Below are 18,655 nucleotides of genomic sequence, written 5' to 3' on the forward strand. Positions count from 1 at the left end.
TGTCGATCAAGAGCAAACGCATGTAAGGAGGCAGGTTGTCTGCCGCAGCCGGGCTGAAGGCCGCGACGGTGAAACATCCGGACGCGATGGCGCCGCTGATCCGGATACTGGACGAACTGCGGGAGATGACCCGATTCGCGGGGCGGGACGATCTCGGCAGTCGGCTGAGCATGGTCCGGGCCAGGGTCGGCGATCCGCGGGTGCGCCTCGTGGTGGTCGGTGAGCCGAAGAACGGCATGAGCACGCTGGTCAACAGCCTGGTCGGCGCATCGGTCAGCGCGACCGACAGCGACCTGAGCGTACCGGTCATCGTCGAGTACGGGCCGGAACCGACTGCGACGCTGGTGCGTTCGGTCGACGGGCGCACTGAGCGGCAGTCCGTCGATCCGCTCGATCCCGGTCCGGCGATCTCCGGTTTCGGCGTGATCCGGGCCGAGTTCACCCAGCCGAGTTCACTGCTCGCCGACGGCGTCGTGGTGATGGACGCGCCGGGCGCGCGCGGGGCGGACAACACCACCACGTCGATGATCGCCGCCGCCGACGCGGTCCTCTACGTCACCAACGCGGCCACCGAACTCACCGTCGATCAGATCGCCTACCTGCAACGCATCCAGCAGATCTGCCCGACCGTCATCTGCGTGCTGAACAAGATCGACCAGTTCTCCCACTGGTCGCACACCCAGCAGCGCAACCGGGAACTGCTCGACGCGGCCGGGCTCGGTTTCGCGGTGGCGCCGGTGTCCGCGGAACTGCACCGGCAGGCCGGGCTGACCGGAAACTATCAGCGCGACATCGAATCCGGTGTGCCGCAGCTGATCGATCACCTGCGCGACTATGTGGTCGCGCGCGCGGACAGCGTCGCGCTGGAGGCCGCGGTGCAGGACATCCGGCTGGTCAGCGGTCATCTCGGCCTGACCCTGCGCAACGAGGTCGAGTCGCTGCGCGATCCGCGCATGCGCGCCGAGATCACCGACAAGCTGGTCCGGGCCCGCGACGACGCGGAGCAGCAGCGCCAGCGCACGTCGAACTGGCAGGTCACGCTGGTCGACGGCAGCACAGAGCTGATGGCCGACATCGAACACGACCTGCGGCACCGGCTGCGCAGCCTGGTGCGCGACGCCGAGGCCGAGATCATGCAGCACGATCCGGCGCGGCGCTGGAAGGAATTCGGCACCGACCTCGACGCGCGGATCTGCGAGGCGGTCGAAGAGAACTTCGTGATGGCGCACTACCGTTCGGTCGAGCTGTCCGAGCAGGTGGCCTCGAAGTTCCTGGCCGACAACCGGGCCGCGCCGCTGCCCAACATGCGGCTGGAGAACCCCGGCGAGGTGCTCGAGCAGGTGCAGTCGCTCGAACCGCTGGAGAGCGCGAAAGCCCGAGTGGGACAACAGTTCCTGTCCGCATTGCGCGGCTCCTACGGCGGCGTCCTGATGGTCGGCCTGGTCACCAGCATCCTGAAGATGTCGCTGGTGAACTGGTACTCGATCGGCGCCGGTGTGCTGCTCGGCATCAACGCGCTGTGGGACGAGCGCAAGAACCTCAAGGCGCGCAGGCGGGCCGAGGCGAAGGTCGCGGTGGCCCGGCTGATGGACGACGTGATCTTCCAGGTGAGCAAGGAATCGCGAAATCGGTTGCGCGCCATGCAGCGCGTGCTGCGCGATCACTTCACCGAGATCGCGGGCGACAACGCCAAGCAGGCCGACGAGGCGCTGCGCCTGGCCGAATCGGCCTACCAGAAGTACGGCGACCACAGCGGCGACCGGATCAAGCAGGTCGACGGGCAGATCGGCAAACTGCGCGGCCTGCGTGAGCAGGCCGACAGTCTGGCCGTCTGACGAAAAGTCCTGCTATCCAGGGTTGTTCGCGGGGGAGTGGGCGGGCTGGAACCCGCCCGCATTCCGGTTGTCCTCGGCCCGGATCACGTGGGTGACCGCGTTGATCAGGGCGAGGTGGGTGAAGGCCTGCGGGAAGTTACCGAGGTGGCGGCCGCTGCGCGGGTCGATCTCCTCGGCGTAGAGGCGCAGCGGGCTGGCGAAGCCGAGCAGCCGCTCGCACAGGTGCCTGGCCCGCTGGAGTTCGCCGATCTCCACCAGCGCGGACACCAGCCAGAACGAGCAGATGGTGAAAGCGCCTTCCTCGCCGGACAATCCGTCGTCGGTGGTGTCGGTGCGGTAGCGCAGCACCAGGCCGTTCTCGGTGAGCCGGTCCGCGATGGACAGCACGGTGGCGCGGATGCGGTGATCGTGCGGCGGCAGGAACCGGGTCAGCACCGCCAGCAGCAGTGAGGCGTCCAGGGTGTCGCCGCCGTAGGTCTGGGTGAGCACGCCGTTGGCGTTCACCCCGTGTTCGAGGATGTCGGCCTTGATCTCGTCGGCGATCGTGTGCCACTCGGTGGCGCTCTCGTATTGGCCGTGCAGCTCGGCGAGTTTCGCGCCGCGGTCGAGCGCGACCCAGCACATCACCTTGGACGAGGTGAAATGCTGTGGTTCGCCGCGCACCTCCCAGATGCCGCGGTCCGGCTCGTGCCAGTGCGCGATGGCCGCGTGCACCTGGCGTTCGAGCAAGGGCCACAACGTTTCCGGCACCTGCTGGCGCGACTTCACGTGCAGGTACACCGCATCGAGCATGGTGCCCCAGATGTCGTGCTGGTCCTGGTTGTACGCGGCGTTGCCGATGCGCACCGGCCGCGATCGGTCGTAGCCGCTGAGGTGATCGAGCGTCTCCTCGGTGATCTCGCGTTCGCCGCCGATGCCGTAAAGCACTTGCAGCGGAACGGCATCGCCGTTCTCGCCGGTGGTGGCATCGCGCAGGAAGGCGAAGAAGTCGTCGGCCTCCCGGTTGAGTCCGAGGGTGTACAGACCCCACAGTGCGAAGCTGGAGTCGCGCACCCACGTGTAGCGGTAGTCCCAATTACGTTGACCGCCAGGGGTTTCCGGAAGCGAGGTGGTGGCCGCGGCGAGCAGCGCGCCGGTCGGCGCGTAGGTGAGACCCTTGAGCGTCAGCGCGCTGCGCTGTAAGTAGTTGCGCCACGGGTGATCTGGGAAGTTGCCCTGGGTGATCCACTGCCGCCAGCTCTCCGTGGTCTGCCACATCTTCTGCGCCGCGTCCTCGTAGGACTTGGGCGCGGGCAATTCCGACCAGGTCAACGCGATGAACTTCTCGTCGCCCTCCGACATCCTGGTGCGGGCGCGCGCCTCCCGGCCCTCGAGCCCGAGCCTCAGGTCGGTGGTCAGCACCAGACTCGGGCCCGCGCTCGGGTCGTCGGTGCGGACCGCGGTCGCTTCCTCGTAGACCTTGCCGGTGTACTCCCAGCGGCTCACCGCGCGGTGGTAGTCGAAGGACGGCTCGCAGCTCACCTCCAGCTCCACGGTGCCGTTCACGCACTTCACCGTGCGCAACAGCATGTGCTCGGCATCCCAGTCCATCGGCGTGCGGCGATGGGTCTTGGAGCGCTGGTCGTTGTTGTGCCACGGGCCGAGCACCAGCGCGTCGCGCACGATCAGCCAGCCGGTCTCGGTCTGCCAGGTGGTCTCCAGGATCATCCCGCCGGGCAGGTAGCGGCGCGCGCTCGGCACATTGACGCCGTACGGGCCGAGCCGGAAGTGCCCCGCGCTGCGGTCCAGCATCGCGCCGAAGACGCTGGGGGAGTCCGGACGGGGTACACACAGCCATTCGACTGAGCCGTTGCTGGCGATCAAGCAGCTGGTCTCGCAGTCGGACAGGAACGCGTAGTCGTCGATCGGCGGGAAGGCGCCGTGCCGGTGCGACTCGGTCAGATGGCTGAGCACCGGCAGGTCATAGGGCTCATCGACGGTGAGATCGTCGGAAGACTCGGTGGACGACATGACCTCATCTTCGGGCCGACGGGAGCCTCCCGTCCACTGTCTGTGCCGTCGCGGCATGTTTGCCGTGGTCGCCGTGACCGAATATTCACCTTGCCTCGCTCTCAGGTGGACCTACTAGGCTGGGCTGGTGCATCAGATCGCAGGTTGGTGGGACAGCTTCGAGCTGTGGGTCGCGGGACTCCCGTTCATCCCGCAGTTCCTCGTCGTGCTCGTAGGCATGGTCCCGGTCAGCTTCGCCATCGCCTACCTGCTGGACCGCACCCTGCGCGCGCTGCTGCGGATCCTCGACCGCAGGCACGGCGTCGAGGAGGCGCTGCCCGCCGTGCCCGACACCGTGCCCGCCGACCTCACGGACGGCGACATCCGCCCGACCGTGCAGAGCGGTGCCCGCTGATGCCCCGTTCGCGCGTCCAGCTGGCCCTGATCGCCCTGCTCGTCCTCGTCGTAGTGGCCTGGCTCGTCACCCGTTAGTTCTCGCCGGTGCGCCAGTCGTTGAACCGCTTGCCGATCTTGGAGACGGTCTCGCCGACCTCCTGACCCACCGTGCTGACCGCTGAGCCGACATCGCGGCCGAGGTTGCGCACCGTGCGGATCAGCGGATCCTCGGACTGATCGAAGTTGTTGCGGTAGGTGCGGGCGGCTTCCTTGATCTCCTCGGAGATGCTGGTGTTCTTGTCCTGGTCGCGGCGCGGGTAGTCGCCGGCCAGGACGCGGTCGTAGTCGCCGCTCTGGATCCAGCGGCGCAGCTCGGCGGCGCGCAGCACGGAGAACGGGTGGCTCTGCAATTCCAGGTTGAGCAGCTTCAGCACGCCGTCGCGCAGATCGCCGGAACGTTCGTAGTCGTCGGCCTGGGCCAGGAACGCGCCGTGGTTCATCTCCTTGATCCAGGTGCCGCCCGCGGTCTTCATGTGCACCCGCACCGACGCGTCCACATCCTGTACGCACAGCAGCCCGGCCCGGTCGCCGGACAACTCGGACTTGCGGCTCCATTCCATCAGCGCCGCGACGATCGCGCGTAATGCCCAGCCGCCCACCGGCATCCAGCCGATGCTGGCGGAGATGCGCAGCAAATGCATGAGCATGGTGCGGTACACCGCGTGCCCGGACAGCGCGTGGCCGAGCTCGTGCCCGACGATGAAACGCAACTCCTCGGTATCCATCAGATCGATCAATCCGGTGGTCAGCACGATAAACGGCTGGTCCATGCCGATGGTGAAGGCGTTCACGTGCGGGCTCTGCAACACGAAGATCTCCGGCGTGGTCCGGGCATCGAGCACAGCGACACAGTCCTCGCGCAATTGATGCAGTGAACGGAACTGTCGTTCGTCGACCCGCACGGCCGTCGCGAGGTACAGCAGCCGGTGCTGGCGTTCTTGCAGCAAACCGGACAAAGTGCGCAGGATGGCGTCGAATCCGGACAGCGTGCGCAGCGCGACCAACGCGGTGCGGTCGGCGGGGTGCTCCCACGCGCGAGTGCTGATGCCGGGAAATCTCGTGCGGACGCGATCCGGGCTGTTAGTCATGGGATGAAACCCCCCTCTTCCTGGAACTCTGTGATTCGAACTCGGGCCTCGGCCTCTGCTACAGTCTGCCCGTGTCTTCGAGTTGTGTCCCGCGGGTCCGCCATGAACTGGCGTTGATCGCGGTCGGCAATCTCGCGGTCGCCGACATTCTCTGTCGCTGATCGGCTACCGGGCACGTTTGCGCGTCCCTCCCTCGTAGACTGGCGTGCAACTTTTTCGCAGACGTCCCCGAACCCTGATGGCCTACCGGCCGATAGCCACGCCACCGCTCGCATCGACGCGGCGGCAGGTCTACCGATCCAACAGTAGTTCTCTCCGCCGCTCGAGGTCCCGAGTCGGCGGTCCGTAGGAAAGGCCCACCCCGATGTCTCGCAAACTTTGGCTCTCCCCGCGCCGACGCACCGCCGTCGCCGCCCTCACCGCGTTCGCGGCGGTCGCCCTCACCGCGTGCGGTGGTGGAGCCAGTGACACGGCCGGGGGTGGTGGCGCCGACGGCAGCGGCGGCACGCTGAACCTCTACGCCTACGCCGTCCCCAAGCCCGGATTCGACAAGGTGGTGCCCGAGTTCAACAAGACCGAGAAGGGCAAGAACGTCGTCGTCAACGGCTCCTACGGGGCCTCCGGCGATCAGTCCCGCAAGGTCAAGGACGGCGCCGAGGCCGACATCGTGAACTTCTCGGTCGAGCCCGACGTGACCCGCCTGGTCGACGCCGGCCTGGTCGACGCGAACTGGAATGCCGACGCCACCAAGGGAATTCCGTTCGGCTCGGTCGTCGCGATCGTGGTCCGCAAGGGCAACCCGAAGGGCATCAAGGACTGGGACGACCTGCTCAAGCCGGGCGTCGAGGTGGTCACGCCGAACCCGTTCAGCTCCGGCTCGGCCAAGTGGAACCTGCTCGCCCCGTACGCGGCCAAGTCCGAGGGCGGCAAGAACGCGCAGGCCGGCCTGGACTACCTGAGCCAGCTGGTGTCCAAGGATCACGTGAAGGTGCAGCCGAAGTCCGGCCGCGAGGCCACCGAGACCTTCCTGCAGGGCACCGGTGACGTGCTGCTGAGCTACGAGAACGAGGCGCTGTTCTCCGAGCGCAACGGCGACCCGATCGAGCACTTCGTCCCGTCCACCACGTTCAAGATCGAGAACCCGGTCGCGGTGCTCAAGAACAGCAAGAGCCAGGAGAAGGCGGTCGCGTTCCGCGACTTCCTCTACACCGCCGAGGGCCAGAAGGCCTGGGCGACAGCCGGTTTCCGCCCGGTCGACCCGAAGGTGGCGGCCGATTTCGCCAAGGACTTCCCGACCCCGCAGAAGCTGTGGACCATCAGCGACCTCGGCGGCTGGAAGGCCGTGGACAAGGAGCTGTTCACCCCGAACACCGGCTCCGTCGCGGTGATCTACGACAAGGCAACCAAGTAACCGGGTTCGGCGCACGGGATACTGGACGACTGTGACTGACAGCAGCACCGCCGCCGGGAGCAAGCCGGCTCCCGGCGGTAGCCCCGCAGGCCGGTTCGATTGGTCGTGGCTACGGGTAACCGGCTCGGTGGGTCCGCTCGGCATCGCCATCGCGGTGCTGTGGCTGAGCATCATCGTGTTGCTCCCGCTGGCCGCGCTCACCGTCACCTCGTTCGACGAGGGCTGGTCCGGCTTCTGGGACGCGATCAGCGCGCCCGCGGCGCTGGATTCGCTGCGGATCACCGTGCTGGTCTCGATCGTGGTCGCGGTGATCAACGTGGTGATGGGCACGCTCATCGCCTGGGTGCTGGTGCGCGACGACTTCCCCGGCAAGGGGATCGTCAACGCGCTGATCGATCTGCCGTTCGCGCTGCCGACGATCGTGGCCAGCATTGTGCTGCTGTCGCTTTACGGCCCGCAGAGCCCGATAGACATCCACCTCAACGCGACTCAGCCCGGCCTGATCGTCGCGCTGGCGTTCGTCACGCTGCCCTTCGTGGTGCGCTCGGTACAGCCGGTGCTCATCGAGGCCGACCGCGAGGTCGAGCAGGCCGCGTTGTCGCTCGGTGCGGACAACTGGACTACCTTCCGCCGCATCGTGTTACCGACGCTCGGCCCGGCGATCATCTCCGGCGGCGGGCTCGCGTTCGCCCGCGCCATCGGCGAGTACGGGTCGGTGGTGCTGATCGGCGGCGCGATTCCGCGCAAGACCGAAATGGCCTCGCAGTACATCCAGAAGCAGATCGAGATCGACCGGCCGATCAACGCGGCGGCGGTTTCGGTTGCGCTGCTGGCCATTTCGTTCGCGTCGTTGCTCATTCTGCGACTGCTGGCCGAGCGTAGTGTGCGCAAGGAACAGGAGACGCGATGAATCTTTCTTGGCCGACCAAGATTTCGCTGCGGGTCGTCGCGCTCGGCTACCTGTTCGTGCTGCTGGTGTCGCCGCTGATCATCATCCTGTTGCGCACCTTCGAAAAGGGCATCGGCGCGTTCATCGACTCGATCACCACGCCCGCGGCGATCTCGGCGTTCCAGTTGTCCATGATCATCGTGGCGATCGTGGTCCCGCTGAACGTCATCTTCGGCATCTTCACCGCGCTGGCGCTGGTGCGCGGAAAGTTCCCCGGCCGCACACTCGTTCAAGGCATCGTCGATCTGCCGTTCGCGGTCTCGCCGGTGGTGGTCGGCGTCGCGCTGATCCTGCTGTGGGGCGTGCACGGCTGGTTCGGCGGGCTGGAGGGCGCCGGCTTCAAGGTGATCTTCGGCCTGCCGGGCATGGTGCTCGCCACCATCTTCGTCACGCTGCCGTTCGTGGTGCGCGAGGTCGAGCCGGTGCTGCACGAGATCGGCGACGACCAGGAACAGGCCGCCGCCACCCTCGGCGCCACCCGCTGGCAGACGTTCTGGCGGATCACCCTGCCCGCCATCCGCTGGGGTCTCACCTACGGCGTCGTGCTCACCGTGGCCCGCGCGCTCGGCGAATTCGGTGCGGTGATCATGGTGTCGTCCGCGCAGCCCGGCAAGTCGCAGACCCTGACGCTGCTGGTGCACGGCCGATACATCAACGACCACAACACCTTCGGCGCCTACTCGGCCGCGACCCTGCTGATGGGCCTCGCCCTCATCACCCTCCTGTTGATGACCCTCCTCGAACGCAAACGGGGCACCAAATGATCACCGTGACCAATGCGAAGAAGAACTACGGTTCGTTCGCCGCGCTCGACGACGTCACCATCGATATCCCGAAGGGCGAGCTGACCGCCCTGCTCGGGCCCTCGGGTTCGGGCAAGTCGACGCTGCTGCGCTCGATCGCCGGACTCGAATCGCTCGACTCCGGCATCGTGCTGATCGGCGGCAACGACGTGACCAGGGTGCCGCCGCAGAAGCGCGACATCGGTTTCGTGTTCCAGCATTACGCCGCGTTCAAGCACATGACCGTGCGCGACAATGTGGCGTTCGGGTTGAAGATCCGTAAGCGGCCGAAGCACGAGATCGCCAAGCGGGTCGACGAACTGCTCGGCATCGTCGGTCTCGACGGCTTCCAGCATCGTTATCCGGCCCAGCTGTCCGGCGGTCAGCGTCAGCGGATGGCGCTGGCCCGCGCGCTCGCGGTCGACCCGCAGGTGCTGCTGCTCGACGAGCCGTTCGGCGCGCTGGACGCCAAGGTGCGCGCCGATCTGCGCACCTGGCTGCGCCGACTGCACGAGGAGGTACACGTGACCACCGTGCTGGTCACCCACGATCAGGAGGAGGCCCTGGATGTGGCCGACCGGATCGCGGTGATGAACAAGGGGCGGATCGAGCAGGTCGGTACGCCCGAGGACGTGTACGACCGGCCGGCCAACGAGTTCGTCATGTCGTTCCTCGGTGCGGTGGCGCGGCTCAACGGGCATCTGGTGCGTCCGCACGACATCCGGGTGGGGCGCGAGCCGAGCATGGCGCAGGCCGAGCACGAGGGGACCGCGGACTCGGCGGGCGTCACCCGCGCGACCGTCGAACGGGTCGTGCATCTCGGTTTCGAGGTGCGGGTCGAACTGCGCAACGCGGCGACCGGCGATCTGTTCGCCGCGCAGGTGACCCGCGGCGACGCGGAGGCACTGCGCCTGTCCGACGGGGAAACCGTGTACGCCCGCGCGACGAGAATCCCGGAGTTGCCCGCGCAATAAATGAATTGCGCACAAAAATAAATAAGTACCCCATAGCGGCGTGTCGAAACTGAAAAGTCCTCGACTCAACTCTTAGTGTCTGAATGCGAAAGCGGGTTCCGGATTTATCGGAACGTGATTGCTGAAAGTGTATTCGTGATGGTAGTCCACCCCGGCCGGGGAGCCGCCCCGGCCGCCGATCGCCGCCGCTCACCTTGCCGGGATAGTTGGCATGAGCAGGGTGTTTGTCGGAGGCGGGGAGTTGATCCATCGCCATGTCCATTACCCACAGAGTTGTTTTCGCGCTGACCGCGGTCAGCGCCGCCGTGATTATCCAGTCGAATTCGGCGGTCGCCGCACCGGCACCGCTCGTCGATCCTGCCGGGCCGATCTCCGCGCCACCGGTGGCATTGGAAGCGCATTCCACCCCGCTCGCTCCGCCGCTGCCCGATCCGTATGCCGACGGCGCTTTGCCATTGGTGATTCCGCATGGGGTGGAAGGGCGGCAGCAGCATTTCACGCCGAGCTCGGAGCAATGGGACAACGCCAGGGTGATCGTCGAGGTGGTGCGCCGGCGCGGGCTGCCGGTCTATGCCGCGGTGGTGTCGCTGGCCACCGCCTTGCAGGAATCCACGCTGCGGAACTTCACCGTCGCGGTCGATCACGACTCGCTCGGACTGTTCCAGCAGCGTCCGTCCGCGGGGTGGGGTGCGCCGGAACAGGTGACCGATCCCTGGTACGCGACCGGAAAGTTCTTGGACGCCTTACTCTTTCGCGCACCGGACTATCTGGATCGGCCGCTGTGGCAGTCGGCGCAGGATGCCCAGCGGTCCGCGTTCCCGACGCTGTACGCGCAATGGCAGGAACAGGCCGCGCAGATGGCGTTGTGGATCCTGCGGGAGACCGCGAACAACCGGACGGTGCGGATTCAGGCGCAGCCGGTGCGGTAGATCATCCGGCTGCTGGGACGTTGCTGATCTTGTGCTGGCACACGGAAATCCGTGCGTTGTCGAGGGTGGGTGACGCCGCGGAATCGGGTACGAGGTTGCGCCGGCGGCGTATCGGGTCGTCCGTTCAAGATGTGCGCGGCGCGTGTCGTCTCGGCGAGTCGAGACAGTATCCGCCTCCCGCGGTCCGGTGTCCGGCTTTCCGGGGATTGTTAGGGGCTATCACAGCATGTGAGAACGTGTATTCGCGTGCGGGACCTGTCGTCTGTGCGGTTGTCGAAGGCTCCCGCAAACACTGATGGGACATCGCTGAATATCGGCGTGTCGCAGTGGGATCCGGCCGCCGACGCATTCGCCGCCGTCCAGGGCAGGTGACCAGGATGGATGCTTGTGCTATGCAACCTGTGTCAAAACAGGCGGGCTGCGGACAACGTGGTGTCCGGTGGTTGGCAGGCCGGTCGCGGAGTGGTTGCGTGGACAGAGTTCGAAGCAAATCGGCTCGGCGATCAGAGGATTGCGATGGCGGTTGGTCTCGGTTTGAGCATCGGTACGGTGAACACGGTTTCCGCGCTCGCGGAGGAGGGTTCAGCGAAAGCTCCGCCGGGCCGCCGATGGGCCCAGCGCTCCCAATCCATCACCCGCCGAACAACACTCACGTTCGACAGCACAGGTCTGGCCCGGGTCGGCATGATCCCGCGGCACGGGCGCGCGATCATCGAGTTCGCCGATCTCACCCAGCGGTCCATCATGTCGGCGCGGGTCGGCCACCGCGCCCTCTCGCCCGCCGATCTGGTTGCGGTGGTGGCCGAGTGCCTGATCAGCGAGACGCTGCTGGATCAGCCCCAGCACGACGCGCACAGCAGCGACGTCGGCATCGCGCTCACCTATCCGGCGCGCTACACCGAGACGCACATCGGCGATCTGCGCGCCTCGCTGGATGCCATCGGATTGGACAGCGTCGAACTGGTCGCCGAACCCATCGCGGCGGTGGCCTGGCTGGAATCCGACCGCGGCCCGCTGATGCCCGGGCTGGCGCTCGTCTATGACCTAGGCGGCGCGAGTCTGGACGTCACGCTGGTCCGGGTCGGCGCGGGCTGCCCGAGCAATCCGATCGCCGGGCAGCCGATGTACTCCGCCGAATACGGCGGCCGGGCCTTCGGTGCGCTGGTCGCCTCGCGGGCCGGGCACGGTTTGCCGTCGGCCTCTATATCCGGTTCGGTCACGGGCACGACTGCGGACGAGTTGCGCACCAAACACGTGCGGGCCTCGTTGGAACTCGTCTACCGATGCCTGCGGGCGGCGGACGTCACCATGGCCGACGTCGACTGCGTCGTCGTGGTCGGCGGTGCGGCCCGGCCGGTCGAGGTGGCCCAGGTGCTGGCGGGCGAGCTGGCCCGGCCGGTGATCGTGGCGCCCGACCCGGAGCGCACCATCGCCGACGGCGCGGCGATCATCGGCCGCCGCGCGGCCGTCGCCGCCGAGGAGTCGGCGGGAAAACACCACGGCAAGCGCCGCCAGGGCGCGCACCGGCGGGCGGCCACCAGGGCGATGGTGCTGTCGCAACGGACCAAGCAGCGACTGAGCAGAGTCGCGCTGGCCGCCGGGTTGTCCGTCGCCGGCATCGGCATGGCACTCGCGCTGCCTGCCGACGGCGTGGTCGTGGGATTGGCGCAGCTCGGACTGCGTTGACGGGTGATCCGGTGGCGGTGGTGACGAGGGCGGCCGCCGCCGGATCTGCCTGTCGAGTGAGCTGCGTCGAGTGCGGCCGCGGCCACCGGCACTCTCTGACCAGGAGTCCCGGTGGCCGCGGCCGCTCGCGCGTTATGTCTTCGTGGGTTGACGTGTCCGGTCGTAGGTGTAACTATGGGAAACAGATAAACCTACGAGGAGAGGCAGCGACGACGATGTCTACAGCCGTGACGCCCCCGGTCGATTCTGATCTGGAGAAGGCGCAGGAGTACGCCTCGAAGCTGCTGCTGCTCTCCGAGGGATCGGTCAACAAGCACTTCGACCCGTTCGAGGACATCGACTGGGACAACCCCGACTTCGCCCCCGAGGCGGGCCCGGAGCGGTGGATTCTGCCCGTTTCGGCCGACCCGCTCGGTCGCCACCCGTGGTACCTCGCGCAGACCGACGAGCGCAAGATCGCGATCGGCAAGTACCGCCAGGCCAACGTCGCCAAGGTGGGCCTGCAATTCGAGACCATCCTGATCAGCGGCATGGTCACGCACAACTTCGGCTTGCCCAACGGTTCTCCCGAGTTCCGCTACTGCTCCCACGAGATGATCGAGGAGCACAACCACACCCTGATGTTCCAGGAGATGGTGAACCGGATCGGCGAGGACGTGCCCGGCATGGGCCCGCTGGTGCGCAAGTTCAAGTACCTGGGCGCCCCGGTCGCGGCGCTGTTCCCGAACCTGTTCTTCATGGCGGTGCTGGCCGGCGAGGAGCCGATCGACCACATCCAGAAGGCGATCCTGCGCTCCGGCGAGGACGTGCACCCGATCATGCGCGGCGTCATGGCCATTCACGTGGCCGAAGAGGCGCGGCACATCTCCTTCGCCCACGAGTTCCTGAAAATCCATGTGCCCGAGGCGAAGCCGGGTAGCAAGTTCATCCTGTCGATCGCGATGCCGATCGTCATGTACATCCTGGGCCGCTCGATCTTCACCCCGCCCCGGTCGTTCTGGCGTGAGTTCGACATCCCGGACTACGTGCGCAAGGAACTGTTCTACGGGTCGAAGGAATCCAAGCAGGAGTTCAGCGACTTCTTCGGCGACGTGCGCACCCTGGCCAAGGACATCGGCCTGATGAACCCGGTCTCCAAGGCGGTCTGGAAGCTGCTCAAGATCGACGGCCACACCACTCGCTACCGTTCGGAGCCGCTGCGTTCGGCGAAGGCCGGCTGACGTGCCCTACATCGTCACCCAATCTTGTTGCAGCGACGCGTCTTGCGTGTACGCCTGCCCGGTCAACTGCATCCATCCGACGCCGGATGAGCCGGACTTCCTGACCGCGGACATGCTGTACGTGGACCCGCAGGCGTGCGTCGACTGCGGCGCCTGCGCCACCGCGTGCCCGGTCGACGCGATCATCTCGGCGAAGAAACTGACCGACGAGCAGAAGCCGTTCATCGAGATCAACGCCGACTTCTACCGGCAGGCCCGGCCGCGGCCGCTGCTGGCGAAGCCGGTGCCCGCGGCCGAGATTCGCACCGAGCGCCAGCCCATGCGGGTGGCGATCGTCGGGTCCGGTCCGTCGGCGATGTACGCGGCTGACGAGCTGCTGACCCAGCCCGACGTGTCGGTGACCGTGTTCGATCGGCTGCCGGTGCCCTATGGGCTGGCCCGGCACGGCGTCGCGCCGGATCACGACAAGACCCGCAAGGTCAGCGAGCTGTTCGACATCATCTCGGCCCAGGACGGTTTCGGCTCGTACCTGAATGTCGAAGTGGGCGCGCATGTTTCGCATGCGGAGCTGCTCGATCACTTCCATGCGGTGATCTACGCCGTCGGCGCGTCCGCCGACCGCAAGCTCGACATCCCCGGTGAAGGGTTGTCCGGCAACATCTCTGCCACCGACTTCGTCGCCTGGTACAACGGGCATCCCGATCACGTGGACCGCATCTTCGACCTGTCGCAGCAGCGCGCGGTGATCGTCGGCAACGGCAACGTCGCCCTCGATGTTGCGCGCATCCTGACCAGTGACCCGGATGCGTTGGCGGCCACCGACATCGCGCCGTACGCGCTGCGGGCGTTGCGGGAGAGCAAGATCGAAGAGGTGGTCATCCTCGGCCGCCGCGGTCCGCTCGAATCCGCCTTCACCGTGCCGGAATTCGTCGGCCTGCTCGGTGCGGATGTGGACATCGCGATCGAGGGCGAGTTGCCCGAGGTCACCGAGGGTCTGCCGTATCAGGTCGAGCAGAAGCTGCGCTTGCTGCACAGTGTGGGTGCGCGGCCGTTCGGCGAGCGTAAGCGAATCGTGTTCCGCTACTTGACTTCTCCCACCGAGATCCTCGGCACCGATCGGGTGGCCGGCATCGAGGTGAGCCGCAACGAGCTCGTCACCGATGCCGACGGCCGCACCCGTGCGGTCGCGACCGGCGTCACCGAGCGGCTCGACGCGGGTCTCGTGCTCACCTCGGTCGGCTACCGCGGGGTGGCGCTGCCCGGCCTGCCGTTCGATGTCGCGACGAACGTGATCCCGAACCGGGACGGTCGCGTGCTCGAACGTCTCGACGGTGCGGTGCTGCCCGGCACGTACGTCACCGGCTGGATCAAGCGCGGTCCGACCGGCTTCATCGGCACCAACAAGTCCTGTGCGCAGCAGACGGTGCAGCAGCTGGCCGACGACTACAACGCCGGTCGCCTGCCCGAACCCGCCGGCAGTGCAACGGAATTCGATCACCTGATCCGCCTGCGTCAGCCTGCGGTCCGCGCGGCGGGCGCCACCAAGCGCCGCGGCCCGGTCCGTCGTCTCCTGACGCGCTCCTGACCAGACTCCTCGCGGGACCCACGTGGTCCCGCGAGGCCGTCACCATCGACGCCAATGTCGCCGTCGATGGTGGACCCCGGTATCCGGTCACGCGATGGGGGCGTGCGCCGAGGCCGGGGTGTTTTTTGTGCTACTGCGCGGTGAAACCGCCGTCGATCGCGAGCGCCGCGCCGGTGACGAAGCTGGCCTCGTCACTGAGCAGGTACGCGCAGAACGACGCGGTCTCCTCGGGCTGACTGATCCGGCCCAGCGGGTGCAGCGCGGCGATGGCCGCCTCACCCTCCGGTGTTGCGCCCATCGAGTTGCGGAACGCCGGGGTGTCGATCGCGCCGGACACGATCGCGTTCACCCGGACCCCCTGCGCCGCGGACTCGAGCGCGACCGCCCTGGTCAGGCCGACCACGCCGTGCTTGGCCGCCACGTACGGCGCGACCGAGCCCATGCCGACCACGCCCAGGTTCGAGGCGTTGTTCAGGATCGCGCCGCCACCGTTGGCGATCATCGCGGGCACCTGGTGGCGCAGACCGTAGAACACGCTCGTCAGGTTGAGTTCCAGGTCGGCGCGCCAGCCTGCCTCGTCGATCTCGCCGACCGGGCCGAACGCGTTGACCGCGCCCGCGTTGTTGAACGCTGCGTCGAGGCGGCCGTACTCGGTGAGCGCGGCCTGGGTCAGCCGGGCCACCTCCGCCTCCACTGTCACATCGGTCGGCACGAACAGCGCTCGCCCGCCCGCCGCCCGGATCTCGGCGGCCACCTGCTCGCCCGCGTCCTTGCCCCGGGCGCCGAGCACTACAGCTGCGCCTTCACTCGCCACCCGCACCGCCACCGCCTTGCCTACGCCCGAGCTGGCGCCCGTGATCAGCACGACCTTCTCCGCGAACCGTGTCGCCATGATGTCCATTTCCCTTCTCGTTCTTGCGATCTCACCTCGGTGGTGCGGTCGCAGAACCAAGTCAAGCCGGAGCAGGCCGGCCGTGCTGGCGGGAAATAGACCTGGAGTTGATGCGTCATGCATCTCGCGAGCGGAGTTGAGCTGTGCTGAAATCGTCAGGGCTGGCAATGATTTGGTTACCGACCAGTCAGTGTCTTTATGTGACGCTGAATTCTCGGGTTGATTCGGGTTGTTGATCGGTTATCGGAGCATTGTCCGAATCGCTGCGAGATAACCAGATCGGATGGGGCGGTATGGAACCGGTGCCTGTCGAGTGGGCTGAACAACTCGAACGCGGAGCATAGTCGCAGGTGATCCGGATCATTGTGGTCAAGAGTTAAACGTTTCGCGCCATTCTCTCGCCGTTCATGTCTATTCCACATCCTTCCAGCGAGCCGAACAGCTAATCTGTGCTGGCTGTTTGGAAGACGACCGCGGCCACATGGTTCTCTGTGTGATGGACGTGGTCTCGGTACGTTGACGGGATAGCATATGACCACAGGTCTGGGTTTCAGCATCGGCGCAGTGAACTCTATGACGGCTTCGGTGACCGGTGCGCGAACCCGGCCCGTCGTGCGCAGTCGGCGCACCGCGGTGACCTTCGACAGCGCGGGCGGGCTACGGATCGGCGGCATCCCGCAATTCAGCATGGCCGTAACGGATTTCGCCGACCTGAGCCGCGATCCCGAGCCGATGATCGTCGGCGGGCGCATCTGGTCGTCGGCGAACCTGGTCGCCGCCGTGGTAAACGGGCTGCGCGACGCCGAGCCCGCGGCGACCGAGTCGGGGGCCGTAGCCGCTTATCCCGCAACGTATTCCGACAAAGAGGTGTCGCTGCTGCGGCAGGCGCTCGACCTGTCCGGGGCGAGTGACGTTGCGCTGGTGCCGGAACCGGTCGCGGCCGCGGAATGGCTGGAGCACGAACAAGGTCCGCTGGAGCCCGGCTTCGTGCTCGTCTACGACCTCGGCGGCACCAGTCTCGACGTCACCATCGTGCGCGTCGGACCCGACTGGGACAACCATCCGATGGTCGGAAAACCGGTGCGCTCCTACGACTTCGGCGGGCGGCCGCTCGGCGCGATGATCGCCCGCTACGCCCATGAGGCCGGGCCGCGCACGACCACGCCGACGTCGATGCTGTCGATGGTCGACATCGACGGCCTGCGCACCGCGCACATCCACGACACCCTCGAGGTGGTGCGCGCCGCCGTCAAGGCCGCCGACCTCACCCTGTCCGACATCAGCCGCATCCTGTTGGTCGGCGGAGCGTCCCGGCCTGCCGAGGTCGCCCGCACGCTCGCCGAACTCGGCCGCCCCCTGGTGGTTTCGACCGACCCGGGCCAGACCGTCGCCGCGGGCGCCGCCCTGATGGCCGCCCGCACCATGGCGCTCGCCGCATCCGGCGGCAAGGAGCATTCGCCGCGCGTCGCAGTGTTCTCCAGTGCCGCTGTGGTTTCCGCGGTCGCCATGTCGGCGGTGACGGTGTTCGGCAGCCCGTCGGCCCCCAGCGCGTCACCGGTGCTCGAACATTTCCCCGGCCTCGACACCCCGACCGCCGACACCTTGTTATACGACTCCAGCGCCGATCTGGCCGGCCACCGGGACGCCTGGGTGGCGACTCCGGCCGGGTGGACAACCACCCGGGCGCTGGCCACCAGTGCAGGGCTGCCCAAACCCTCGGCCTACGGCCTCTTCATCACCCCTGTCTCCCACGCCACCAAACTCGGCCCCAGCGTCGCCGAATCGCGCCTCGGCTCCCACACCGAGCCCCGAACCTCCGGTGCCACAACCGAATACGGTGGCACCTACGCCAACCCGGCGTACTTCATCAACCCGCTGCCCTTCGGCCAGCTCATCCCGCAGCCAGGACAGCCGCCCGCGCCGGGTACTCCCGCCCAACCCGCGGTGCCGATCGCCGGTGGTCCGGTCGCGCCCCCCGTAGGCTCGATACCCGCTGCGCCCCCGGCCAATCCGGCCCCCGCGGTACCGGACCCGGTCGCCTCGGCTCCCGTAGCAAGCACTCCTGCCACCGGCGGCACCGTGGACACGCCGACTGCGGGAACCACCACGGGCACCGGAACATCAACCAGCACAGGCACTTCTGGCTCCACCGGTGAATCGACTTCCGGCAGCACGTCCTCCGGCGGAACCACGTCAGGCGGATCCTCCAGCGAATCCAGCACCGGCGGCAGCACCTCCTCCGGCGAATCCTCAACCGGCGGCTCCACCTCCGGCAGCACCACCGGCGGTTCTTCCAACACCTCATCCGGCGGCACCTCATCCGGCGGCACCACTTCCGGCGGCAGCACTTCCGGCGGCACAACCTCAGGCGGAACCTCCTCCGGCGGAAGCACATCCGGCAACACCACCTCGGGCGGAACCTCCACCGGCGGCAGCACCTCCGGCGGCTCCACCAGCGGTTCCACCGCAGGCGAATCATCCTCCGGTAGCACGTCCTCCGGCGGCTCCTCCTCAGGCGGCTCTTCCGGCGGCTCGGGCGGCGGCCCCGGCGCCCACTAGACCCGATCCGCAGCGCGGACGTAGGTTCCGCCGGCGTAGCCCTGATAGTCGCCCCAGGGGCGTCTCAGCACTCACCGAGTCATCGGGCGATCCGGGGATCTGCGGCTGCTCGACGAGCCGGATGTGGCAGGTTCCGGGCTGGCGGCAAGTTCTGGCCGACGGAGTCTTTAATCGCCCGCGCGCCAGCACAGTTCTCGCCGAACGGGACAGGGCTGCGGCGTAGCGCGAGTGAGTCCTCAGCCAGGTCCCGTTCGAAGCTTCACTCGCCGCCCGGCGGGCAGCGGGTCACCGGGCGATCCG

15 protein-coding genes are annotated in these 18,655 nt (G+C 67.3%); 12 read left to right on the top strand and 3 right to left on the bottom strand.

Annotated features, from left to right (window positions below; translation table 11 throughout):
- Positions 1–35: 35 nt before the first annotated feature.
- Positions 36–1,835 (top strand): dynamin family protein, encoded by a 1,800-nt coding sequence (locus AB0M22_RS19195; protein WP_364728159.1) that lies wholly within the window; start codon positions 36–38, stop codon positions 1,833–1,835.
- A gap of 12 nt (positions 1,836–1,847) precedes the next feature.
- Here the strand turns inward: AB0M22_RS19195 and AB0M22_RS19200 are convergent, their stop codons facing one another.
- Positions 1,848–3,845 (bottom strand): glycoside hydrolase family 15 protein, encoded by a 1,998-nt coding sequence (locus tag AB0M22_RS19200; protein ID WP_364728162.1) that lies wholly within the window; start codon positions 3,843–3,845, stop codon positions 1,848–1,850.
- Between the two features lie 127 nt (positions 3,846–3,972).
- Between AB0M22_RS19200 and AB0M22_RS19205 the strand changes: the two genes are divergently transcribed.
- Positions 3,973–4,239, top strand: coding sequence for a hypothetical protein (locus tag AB0M22_RS19205; protein ID WP_364728165.1), 267 nt, complete (start codon positions 3,973–3,975; stop codon positions 4,237–4,239).
- Between the two features lie 73 nt (positions 4,240–4,312).
- Here the strand turns inward: AB0M22_RS19205 and AB0M22_RS19210 are convergent, their stop codons facing one another.
- The gene (locus AB0M22_RS19210; protein WP_364728168.1) at positions 4,313–5,368 is read right to left on the bottom strand and encodes a M48 family metallopeptidase; all 1,056 of its coding nucleotides are present in this window, start codon (positions 5,366–5,368) and stop codon (positions 4,313–4,315) included.
- Positions 5,369–5,439: 71 nt separating this feature from the next.
- Between AB0M22_RS19210 and AB0M22_RS19215 the strand changes: the two genes are divergently transcribed.
- From AB0M22_RS19215 to AB0M22_RS19255, 9 genes are all read left to right on the top strand, one after another.
- Complete coding sequence (locus AB0M22_RS19215) at positions 5,440–5,529, top strand: Ms4533A family Cys-rich leader peptide (protein ID WP_317983926.1); 90 nt, start codon at positions 5,440–5,442, stop codon at positions 5,527–5,529.
- Between the two features lie 203 nt (positions 5,530–5,732).
- Positions 5,733–6,779, top strand: coding sequence for a sulfate ABC transporter substrate-binding protein (locus tag AB0M22_RS19220; protein ID WP_364728172.1), 1,047 nt, complete (start codon positions 5,733–5,735; stop codon positions 6,777–6,779).
- 127 nt (positions 6,780–6,906) lie between these two features.
- Positions 6,907–7,689, top strand: a complete 783-nt coding sequence (cysT, locus tag AB0M22_RS19225; RefSeq protein ID WP_364729805.1) for a sulfate ABC transporter permease subunit CysT — start codon at positions 6,907–6,909, stop codon at positions 7,687–7,689.
- The gene (gene cysW, locus AB0M22_RS19230; RefSeq protein ID WP_364728175.1) at positions 7,686–8,492 is read left to right on the top strand and encodes a sulfate ABC transporter permease subunit CysW; all 807 of its coding nucleotides are present in this window, start codon (positions 7,686–7,688) and stop codon (positions 8,490–8,492) included. Before cysT ends, cysW begins: the two co-directional genes overlap by 4 nt.
- Complete coding sequence (locus tag AB0M22_RS19235) at positions 8,489–9,484, top strand: sulfate ABC transporter ATP-binding protein (RefSeq protein WP_364728178.1); 996 nt, start codon at positions 8,489–8,491, stop codon at positions 9,482–9,484. The genes cysW and AB0M22_RS19235 overlap by 4 nt, the downstream gene beginning before the upstream one ends.
- Positions 9,485–9,738: 254 nt before the next feature.
- Positions 9,739–10,413 carry a hypothetical protein gene (locus AB0M22_RS19240; RefSeq protein WP_364728181.1) on the top strand — a complete coding sequence of 225 codons (675 nt, stop codon included), beginning with the start codon at positions 9,739–9,741 and terminating at the stop codon, positions 10,411–10,413.
- Between the two features lie 549 nt (positions 10,414–10,962).
- Positions 10,963–12,099: an Hsp70 family protein gene (locus tag AB0M22_RS19245; RefSeq protein ID WP_364728184.1), complete on the top strand. Its 1,137-nt coding sequence runs from the start codon at positions 10,963–10,965 to the stop codon at positions 12,097–12,099.
- A 215-nt stretch (positions 12,100–12,314) separates the two neighbouring features.
- Positions 12,315–13,319 (top strand): diiron oxygenase, encoded by a 1,005-nt coding sequence (locus tag AB0M22_RS19250; RefSeq protein WP_364728186.1) that lies wholly within the window; start codon positions 12,315–12,317, stop codon positions 13,317–13,319.
- Position 13,320: 1 nt separating this feature from the next.
- Positions 13,321–14,904: an FAD-dependent oxidoreductase gene (locus tag AB0M22_RS19255; protein WP_364728189.1), complete on the top strand. Its 1,584-nt coding sequence runs from the start codon at positions 13,321–13,323 to the stop codon at positions 14,902–14,904.
- 130 nt (positions 14,905–15,034) lie between these two features.
- Here the strand turns inward: AB0M22_RS19255 and AB0M22_RS19260 are convergent, their stop codons facing one another.
- Complete coding sequence (locus AB0M22_RS19260) at positions 15,035–15,796, bottom strand: glucose 1-dehydrogenase (protein WP_364728192.1); 762 nt, start codon at positions 15,794–15,796, stop codon at positions 15,035–15,037.
- 573 nt (positions 15,797–16,369) lie between these two features.
- Between AB0M22_RS19260 and AB0M22_RS19265 the strand changes: the two genes are divergently transcribed.
- The gene (locus AB0M22_RS19265) at positions 16,370–18,355 is read left to right on the top strand and encodes an Hsp70 family protein (RefSeq protein WP_364729808.1); all 1,986 of its coding nucleotides are present in this window, start codon (positions 16,370–16,372) and stop codon (positions 18,353–18,355) included.
- The last annotated feature ends 300 nt before the right edge of the window (positions 18,356–18,655 follow it).

Origin of the sequence: Nocardia sp. NPDC051756, from assembly GCF_040681495.1 — a bacterium.
In the GTDB taxonomy this organism is placed as follows: domain Bacteria; phylum Actinomycetota; class Actinomycetes; order Mycobacteriales; family Mycobacteriaceae; genus Nocardia.

What these genes read in the sequence shown, in the direction of transcription:
- AB0M22_RS19240 (WP_364728181.1), top strand. Translation starts at nt 9,739, where the DNA reads ATGTCCATTACCCACAGAGTTGTTTTCGCGCTGACCGCGGTCAGCGCC.
- AB0M22_RS19260 (WP_364728192.1), bottom strand. Translation starts at nt 15,796, where the DNA reads ATGGCGACACGGTTCGCGGAGAAGGTCGTGCTGATCACGGGCGCCAGC.
- AB0M22_RS19210 (WP_364728168.1), bottom strand. Translation starts at nt 5,368, where the DNA reads ATGACTAACAGCCCGGATCGCGTCCGCACGAGATTTCCCGGCATCAGC.
- AB0M22_RS19200 (WP_364728162.1), bottom strand. Translation starts at nt 3,845, where the DNA reads ATGTCGTCCACCGAGTCTTCCGACGATCTCACCGTCGATGAGCCCTAT.
- AB0M22_RS19265 (WP_364729808.1), top strand. Translation starts at nt 16,370, where the DNA reads ATGACGGCTTCGGTGACCGGTGCGCGAACCCGGCCCGTCGTGCGCAGT.
- AB0M22_RS19220 (WP_364728172.1), top strand. Translation starts at nt 5,733, where the DNA reads ATGTCTCGCAAACTTTGGCTCTCCCCGCGCCGACGCACCGCCGTCGCC.
- cysW (WP_364728175.1), top strand. Translation starts at nt 7,686, where the DNA reads ATGAATCTTTCTTGGCCGACCAAGATTTCGCTGCGGGTCGTCGCGCTC.
- AB0M22_RS19235 (WP_364728178.1), top strand. Translation starts at nt 8,489, where the DNA reads ATGATCACCGTGACCAATGCGAAGAAGAACTACGGTTCGTTCGCCGCG.
- AB0M22_RS19250 (WP_364728186.1), top strand. Translation starts at nt 12,315, where the DNA reads ATGTCTACAGCCGTGACGCCCCCGGTCGATTCTGATCTGGAGAAGGCG.